The sequence below is a fragment of the Thiohalorhabdus sp. genome, assembly GCF_046545655.1.
Lineage (GTDB): Bacteria > Pseudomonadota > Gammaproteobacteria > Thiohalorhabdales > Thiohalorhabdaceae > Thiohalorhabdus.
In genome coordinates this window covers 22,514-29,205 of the sequence record NZ_JBKGZG010000032.1, presented here as the reverse complement: position 1 = coordinate 29,205, position 6,692 = coordinate 22,514, and the positions used below count along the sequence as shown (strand labels likewise).

Annotated in this window: 7 protein-coding genes; 5 read left to right on the top strand and 2 right to left on the bottom strand. The window is 70.2% G+C overall.

What is annotated here, in order from left to right; all coding sequences use genetic code 11:
* The first annotated feature begins 333 nt into the window (after positions 1 to 333).
* The 4 genes from ACLFRB_RS08430 (at position 334) to dut (ending at position 4,022) form a co-directional block, all read left to right on the top strand.
* Positions 334 to 1,893 carry an SLC13 family permease gene (locus tag ACLFRB_RS08430; RefSeq protein WP_411068568.1) on the top strand — a complete coding sequence of 520 codons (1,560 nt, stop codon included), beginning with the start codon at positions 334 to 336 and terminating at the stop codon, positions 1,891 to 1,893.
* Between the two features lie 25 nt (positions 1,894 to 1,918).
* A complete protein-coding gene (locus ACLFRB_RS08425) occupies positions 1,919 to 2,128 on the top strand; it encodes a hypothetical protein (protein WP_411068567.1) in 210 nt (69 codons plus the stop codon).
* 16 nt (positions 2,129 to 2,144) lie between these two features.
* Entirely contained in the window at positions 2,145 to 3,362 is a 1,218-nt protein-coding gene (gene coaBC, locus ACLFRB_RS08420; RefSeq protein WP_411068566.1) for a bifunctional phosphopantothenoylcysteine decarboxylase/phosphopantothenate--cysteine ligase CoaBC, read from the top strand.
* 192 nt (positions 3,363 to 3,554) lie between these two features.
* Complete coding sequence (gene dut, locus ACLFRB_RS08415) at positions 3,555 to 4,022, top strand: dUTP diphosphatase (protein WP_411068565.1); 468 nt, start codon at positions 3,555 to 3,557, stop codon at positions 4,020 to 4,022.
* Between the two features lie 39 nt (positions 4,023 to 4,061).
* Here the strand turns inward: dut and dcd are convergent, their stop codons facing one another.
* Both dcd and apbC read right to left on the bottom strand, forming a co-directional pair.
* Entirely contained in the window at positions 4,062 to 4,634 is a 573-nt protein-coding gene (gene dcd / locus ACLFRB_RS08410) for a dCTP deaminase (RefSeq protein WP_411068564.1), read from the bottom strand.
* 134 nt (positions 4,635 to 4,768) lie between these two features.
* Positions 4,769 to 5,860, bottom strand: a complete 1,092-nt coding sequence (apbC, locus tag ACLFRB_RS08405; protein WP_411068563.1) for an iron-sulfur cluster carrier protein ApbC — start codon at positions 5,858 to 5,860, stop codon at positions 4,769 to 4,771.
* Positions 5,861 to 6,105: 245 nt separating this feature from the next.
* On the opposite strand from apbC, the gene rsxA reads away from it, so the two are divergent.
* A complete protein-coding gene (rsxA, locus tag ACLFRB_RS08400) occupies positions 6,106 to 6,687 on the top strand; it encodes an electron transport complex subunit RsxA (RefSeq protein WP_411068562.1) in 582 nt (193 codons plus the stop codon).
* The last annotated feature ends 5 nt before the right edge of the window (positions 6,688 to 6,692 follow it).

Below are 6,692 nucleotides of genomic sequence, written 5' to 3'. Positions count from 1 at the left end.
TATGTCGCCGAAAAAGGGCAGGAAAGCCTTGCCCCGGCGACATAGGATCTCCTACGGGCCTATCCAGCCCGTGTATGAGCGGTCTCCAGACCACTACCGGATAGGTCGAACCGGGGGGTCGCGACCTGGAGGTCGCTCCTACACCTTCGATTTGGCCCCATTGCAGGAGCGGCGGCCCCGCCCTACCTGCCCGAACCGGCGCCCGGCGGACCGATGCGCCCCGTAGCCGAAAAAATGTATCCTTGCAGTCCGCCCGGTCCCTGGCGATCCTCCGTTTTTTTGGATTGTTGGCGTTTTCTTCCGACTTTCGTGGCCCACCGTAGGGGAGTCTCCGTGGCCAGCACCCCCGCCGCCCGCCGCCTGGCGCTGTTCGCCGCCGCCGCGGCGGGCACCGCCGTCATCGGCGCCCTGCCCACCCCCGCCGGCCTGTCCGCGGCGGGGCAGTACGCCCTGGCGACCCTGTTCTTCGCCGCCTTCCTGTGGGTCACCGGGGCCCTGCCGCTGGCGGTGACGGCGCTCACCATCCCGGTGCTACTCACCGCGCTCGGCGTCTACGGCGACATGGAGCCGGCCCTGGCGGGCTTCGCCGACCCCCTGATCTTCCTGTTCGTCGCCGGCTTCATGCTGGCCAACGCCCTGCAGAAGTACGGCATCGACCGGCGCATCGCCCTGCGCCTGCTGGCGGTGATGGGCACCTCGCCGCGGCTGCTGGTGCTGGCGGTGATGCTGGCCACCGCCTTCCTGTCCATGTGGGTGTCCAACACCGCCACCACCGCCATGATGGTGCCCATCGCCGTGGGCATCCTGGCCCAGGTGGTGGGCCGCCACGGGATCCACACCGACGCCGAGCACCCGCAGGCCTTCACCAACCTGCAGGTGGCCATGCTGCTGGGCACCGCCTACGGCGCCTCCATCGGCGGCGTGGCCACCCTCATCGGCACGCCGCCCAACACGGTGGTGGCGGCGCAGCTGGACCGGCTGCTGGGCTACTCCATCGGCTTCGCCGACTGGCTGCTCATCGGCCTGCCCATCGTCCTGGTGACCCTGCCGCTGGCTTGGTACCTGCTCACCTACTGGCTCTACCCGCCGGGGGAGGTGGACGTGGTCGGCGCCCGGGCCGAGGCGGCGCGCACCCTGGCCGAGGAGGGCCCCCTGGGGCCGCGCGGCCGCCGGGTGGCGTGGATCTTCGCCGTCACCGCCACGCTGTGGGTGCTCGGCGGCCTGGACTTCCTGGCCGGGGACTGGCTACCGGAGGCCGCCCGCACCACCCTGTTCGGCGGCGAGGGCGCCAATTTACTGGGCACCGGCAACGGCCACCAGGGACTGCTCTACTACGTGCTGGTGGGTCTGGCCGCCATCCCCGCCCTGGTGCTGGCGGACACCATGGAGTGGGAGGACCTGGTGCCCATCGACTGGGGCACCATCCTGCTGTTCGGCGGCGGCATCTGCCTGGCCGACGCCTTCGCCCGCACCGGGGCCACGGAGTGGGTGGCGGAGGGCTTCTTCACCGCCCTCACCGGCGCGCCCATCGTGCTGCTGGTGGGGGCGGTGGTGCTGCTGGTGATCTTCCTCACCGAGGTCACCTCCAATACGGCCACCGCCACCATCATCGCCCCGCTGCTCATCGGCATCGGCGGCCTCCTGGCCGGCACCCTGGGCCTGTCCGAGACCGGCGCGGCGGTGTTCCTGGCGGTGGCGGGCGGCGTGGCGGCGAGCTTCGCCTTCGCCCTGCCGGTGGCCACCCCGCCCAACGCCGTGGCCTTCGGCTCCGGCTACCTGCGCCAGGCACATATGCTGCGCGCCGGGATCGCCCTCAACCTGGTGATGACCGCGGTGCTTACGGCGCTGCTCACCCTGATGTTCTATCATGTGTGGCCCGGCCTGCTATGGTGACCCTTTCGCGACCCGGAGCCCTATCATGACGGACCCCCAGTCCAACCCGGTCAGCAGCCTCCTCGACCGCCTCATCCCCCCCGCCTTGCTCGCCCTGGTGGGCTTCGTGGGCCTGTGGGCCCTGGCGCGCAGCGAGGTGGTGCCCCTGGCCCCGTCCACGGCGGGCTGGGTGGGACTGGGCGCCGGTCTGCTGCTGGGGCTCGTCCTCGATCGGCTCCCCGGCCGCGGTCCCTGAGCCCGGGGCGCCCGCCATGAGCCCAACCCCGGAGCACCCCGGCACCGACCCCCTGGCGGGGGCCCGCGTCCTGCTCGCCATCACCGGCTCCATCGCCGCTTACAAGACCCCGGAGCTGGTGCGCCGGCTGCGCGAGGCGGGGGCGGAGGTCCGCGTGGTGCTCAGCGAAGGGGGTGCCCACTTCGTCACCCCCATGGCCCTGCAGGCGGTGAGCGGCGCCCCCGTGCGCACCGCCCTGCTGGACCCGGCGGAGGAGTCGGCCATGGACCACATCGCCCTGGCGCGCTGGGCGGACGCGCTGCTGGTGGCTCCTGCCTCCGCCGACACCCTCGCCCGCCTGGTGCAGGGGCGGGCCGACGACCTGCTCGGTGCCGTGCACCTCGCCACCACCGCCCCGGTGCTCGCCGCCCCGGCCATGAACCATCGGATGTGGGCCCATCCCGCCACCCGGCGCAACGCCGAGCAGCTCGAAGCCGACGGCGTCACCTTCCTGGGGCCGGCGGCGGGCGACCAAGCCTGCGGCGAGGAGGGGCCGGGCCGCATGCTGGAGCCCGACGAGCTGGTGGCGCACCTGCGCATCCGCCTGGCCCCCAAGCCCCTGGCGGGCCGGCGGGTGGTGGTCACCGCCGGGCCCACCCGCGAGGCCATCGATCCGGTGCGGTTCGTGAGCAACCGCTCCTCGGGAAAGATGGGCTTCGCCCTGGCGGCGGCCACCGCCGAGCTGGGCGCGGCGGTGACCCTGGTGAGCGGCCCTACCTCGCTCCCCGACCCGGTGGCGGTGGACACGGTGCGGGTGGAAACCGCCGAGGAGATGCTGGGGGCGGTGCAGGAACGGGCCGCGGACGCCGACCTGTTCATCGGCTGCGCCGCGGTGAGCGACCACAAACCCGCCGAGCGCCTCGACCGCAAGCGCAAGGGCAAGGAAGGCTTCGCCCTGGAGCTGACCGCCAACCCGGACATCCTCGCCACGGTGGCCGCCCTGGACAACGGCCCCTTGACCGTGGGCTTCGCCGCCGAGACCCACGACGCCCTGGCCCACGGCCGGGAGAAGCGCGCGGCCAAGGGCGTGGACTGGCTGGCGGTGAACGACGTGACCGAGGCCGACGCCGGCTTCGAGGCGGACACCAACCGGGTGACCCTGCTCGGCCCCGACGGCGAGGAGCCCCTGCCCTTCGGCACCAAGACCGAGGTGGCCCGGGCGCTATTGACCCGGATCGCCGGCCAGCTGGGCTAGACCGCGTTTCTGTGGGCAGCCCCCGGCATCGCCGGCCACCCATCCTCGAACGCTCCAGGGGGGCATGCGCCTCCCTGCCTTTCCGGCCGCGCCCATTGCCGGCCTGGGGCCAAGGCCCTATGGTGCGTACCCCCGGAAACGGCAGGTGACTGACCGTTTTCGCCGCCCTTGACGACCAGCCGGAGGATCCCCATGGACCAATCCCCGCTCCAGGTACCAATCACGCGTCTGGATCACGCCCGCGATCTGCCCCTTCCCGGGTACGCCTCGGAGCACGCCAGCGGCGTAGACCTGCTGGCCGCGCTGGAGGAGCCCCTTACCCTCGCCTCCGGCGAGCGCGCCCTGGTCCCCGCGGGCATCGCCGTGGCGCTTCCGCCGGGCTTCGAGGCGCAGGTCCGCCCCCGGTCGGGCCTGGCGGCCAAGCAGGGGGTCACGGTGCTCAACACGCCCGGCACCATCGACGCCGACTACCGGGGCGAGATCAAGGTCGTCCTGATCAACCTGGGCGGCGAAGCGGTTACCCTGCAGCGCGGGGACCGCGTCGCGCAGCTGGTGGTGGCCCCCGTAACCCGGGTGGCCTGGGAGCCCCGGGAGAACCTGGACGAGACAGTGCGGGGCGGGGGCGGATTCGGCTCCACCGGCGTCGGCTCCGGGGTGTGACGCGGAACGCCCGGCCGGGCTTTGCGCCCGGCAGCGAGCTCAGGAGCGCGGCAGGGTCACCCCCCACTGGCCCATGTACTTGCCGGCGCGGTCGGCGTAGGAGACCTCGCAGGCCTCGTCCGACTCCAGGAACAGGATCTGCGCCACGCCCTCGTTGGCGTAGATCTTCGCCGGCAGGGGGGTGGTGTTGGAGAACTCCAGGGTGACGTGGCCCTCCCACTCGGGCTCGAGGGGGGTGACGTTGACGATGATGCCGCAGCGGGCGTAGGTGGACTTGCCGATGCAGACGGTGAGCACGTCGCGCGGGATGCGCAGGTACTCCAGGGTGCGGGCGAGGGCGAAGCTGTTGGGCGGGATCACGCATTCCGGACCCTGGAAGTCCACGAAACTGTCCTCGCTAAAGGCCTTGGGGTCCACCATGGCGTTGCGCACGTTGGTGAAGACCTTGAATTCGTCGGCCACGCGGATGTCGTAGCCGTAGCTGGACAGGCCGTAGGAGATGAGCTTCTCCCCGGTCTCCGCGTTCTCCTTCACCTGCCCGTCCACGAACGGCTCGATCATGCCGTGCTCGCGGGACATCTCCCGGATCCAGCGGTCGGACTTGATGGCCATGGCTCCCTCGCCCCTGCCTCGGAAATGGATTGGCTGGCGGCGCATTCTAGCAGGCATGGGCGCCCGGGGCGCCAACGGCAAACGGCCCGGCGGGAATCCCCGCCGGGCCGTCGCTTTGCCGCTGCCCAATCGGCCTAGTCGGCCTGGATGGAGATGTTGGGGAACTTGTGGGTGTGGTCCTCGCCTTGCTTGGCGATCTCCACCGCCACGGCGTTGGCGATGGTCTGGTAGATCTCCGCCTGGCGCGAGTCGGGGGCCGCCGCCACCGTGGGGCGGCCGGTGTCGGCCTGCTCGCGGATGCCGGCGTCCAGCGGCACCGAGCCAAGGAACTCCACCCCGTAGTCGTCGGCAAACTGCTGGCCGCCGCCGTGGGAGAAGATGTCGGTCTCCTCGCCGCAGTTGGGGCAGATGAACAGGGACATGTTCTCCACGATGCCAAGGCTTGGCACGCCCACCTTCTCGAACATCTGGAAGCCGCGCCGGGCGTCGAGCAGGGCGATGTCCTGCGGCGTGGAGACGATCACCGAGCCCGTGAGCGGCACCTTCTGGGAGAGGGTGAGCTGGGTGTCGCCGGTGCCGGGCGGGAGGTCCACCACCAGGTAGTCCAGCTCGCCCCAGTTGGTGTCGCCAAGCAGCTGCTCCAGGGCCTGCATGACCATGGGCCCGCGCCACACCATGGGGGTCTCCTCGTCGATGAGGAAGCCGATGGACATGGCCATGAGGCCGTAGGCCTCCTTGGGCTCCAGGGTCTTGCCGTCCTTGGAGGTGGGCTTGCCGGAGACGCCCAGCATGCGGGGGATGCTCGGCCCGTAGATGTCGGCGTCGAGGATGCCCACCCGCGCGCCGCAGGCGGCCAGGCCCAGGGCGAGGTTCACGGCGGTGGTGGACTTGCCCACGCCGCCCTTGCCGGAGGCCACGGCGATGACGTTCTTGACCCCCTCCATGAGCTGCACGCCCTGCTGGACCTTGTGGGCCTTGATGCGGGCCTCCATGGTCATATCGACCTTCTTGACCCCTTCCACGCCCTCCACGGCGGCGCGGGCCTGCTCGGCCACCTCCTTGCGGCCGGGACACAACGGGGTATCCGGGCCGAAGGTGAAGCTGACCTTGTTCTTCTTGAGCTCCAGGTCCTGGATGAAGCCCAGGGAGACCACGTCCTTCTCGAAATCCGGGTCTTCCACCTGCCGCAGGGCTTCCCAGATGGCCTCTTCGGTCGGGGTTGCCATGGCCTCGACTCCTTGCGAAATGCGCGCGTTTACCCGACCCTATGGGTCAGGATTATGGATCGATTCCGGGGGACTTCTCGGCTGAGAAACCGTACATGATACTATCCGGGCACCGGCTCGAAAACGGGGCCGGCGCCTTGACCCTTTGTTTAGCAAATTCTAATATACCCGATGCGCCATCTCTACCCCAGAACACGGCGGGCCCTGGCCGGCCACGGGGCAGCCGGCAGCAAGGCAGGTCAGCCATGACGCACTACCTGGCGATCCTCGTGGGCACCGTCCTGGTGAACAACTTCGTGCTGGTGAAGTTCCTGGGCCTGTGCCCCTTCATGGGCACCTCGCAGCGCCTGGAATACGCCGCCGGCATGGCCCTGGCCACCACCTTCGTGCTGACCCTGGCCGCGGTCGGCTCCTGGGCGATCGACCACTTCCTGCTCTCGCCCTTCGACCTGGGCTACCTGCGCACCCTGTCCTTCATCCTGCTCATCGCCGCCCTGGTGCAGTTCACGGAGATGGTGATCAAGAAGACCAGCCCGCTGCTCCATCAGGTGCTGGGCATCTTCCTGCCCCTGATCACCAGCAACTGCGCGGTGCTCGGCGTTACCCTGCTCAACCAGCAGCAGGGTAACGGCTTCCTGGAGAGCGCCGTTTACGGCTTCGGCGCGGCGCTCGGCTTCTCCCTGGTTCTGATCCTGTTCTCTGGGATCCGGGAACGGATCGCCTTGGCGGATGTTCCAATCGCCTTCAGAGGGTCGGCCATCGCCCTGGTGACGGCCGGCCTGCTCTCGCTCGGATTCATGGGCTTCACCGGCTTGGTGCGCATCTAGGATCC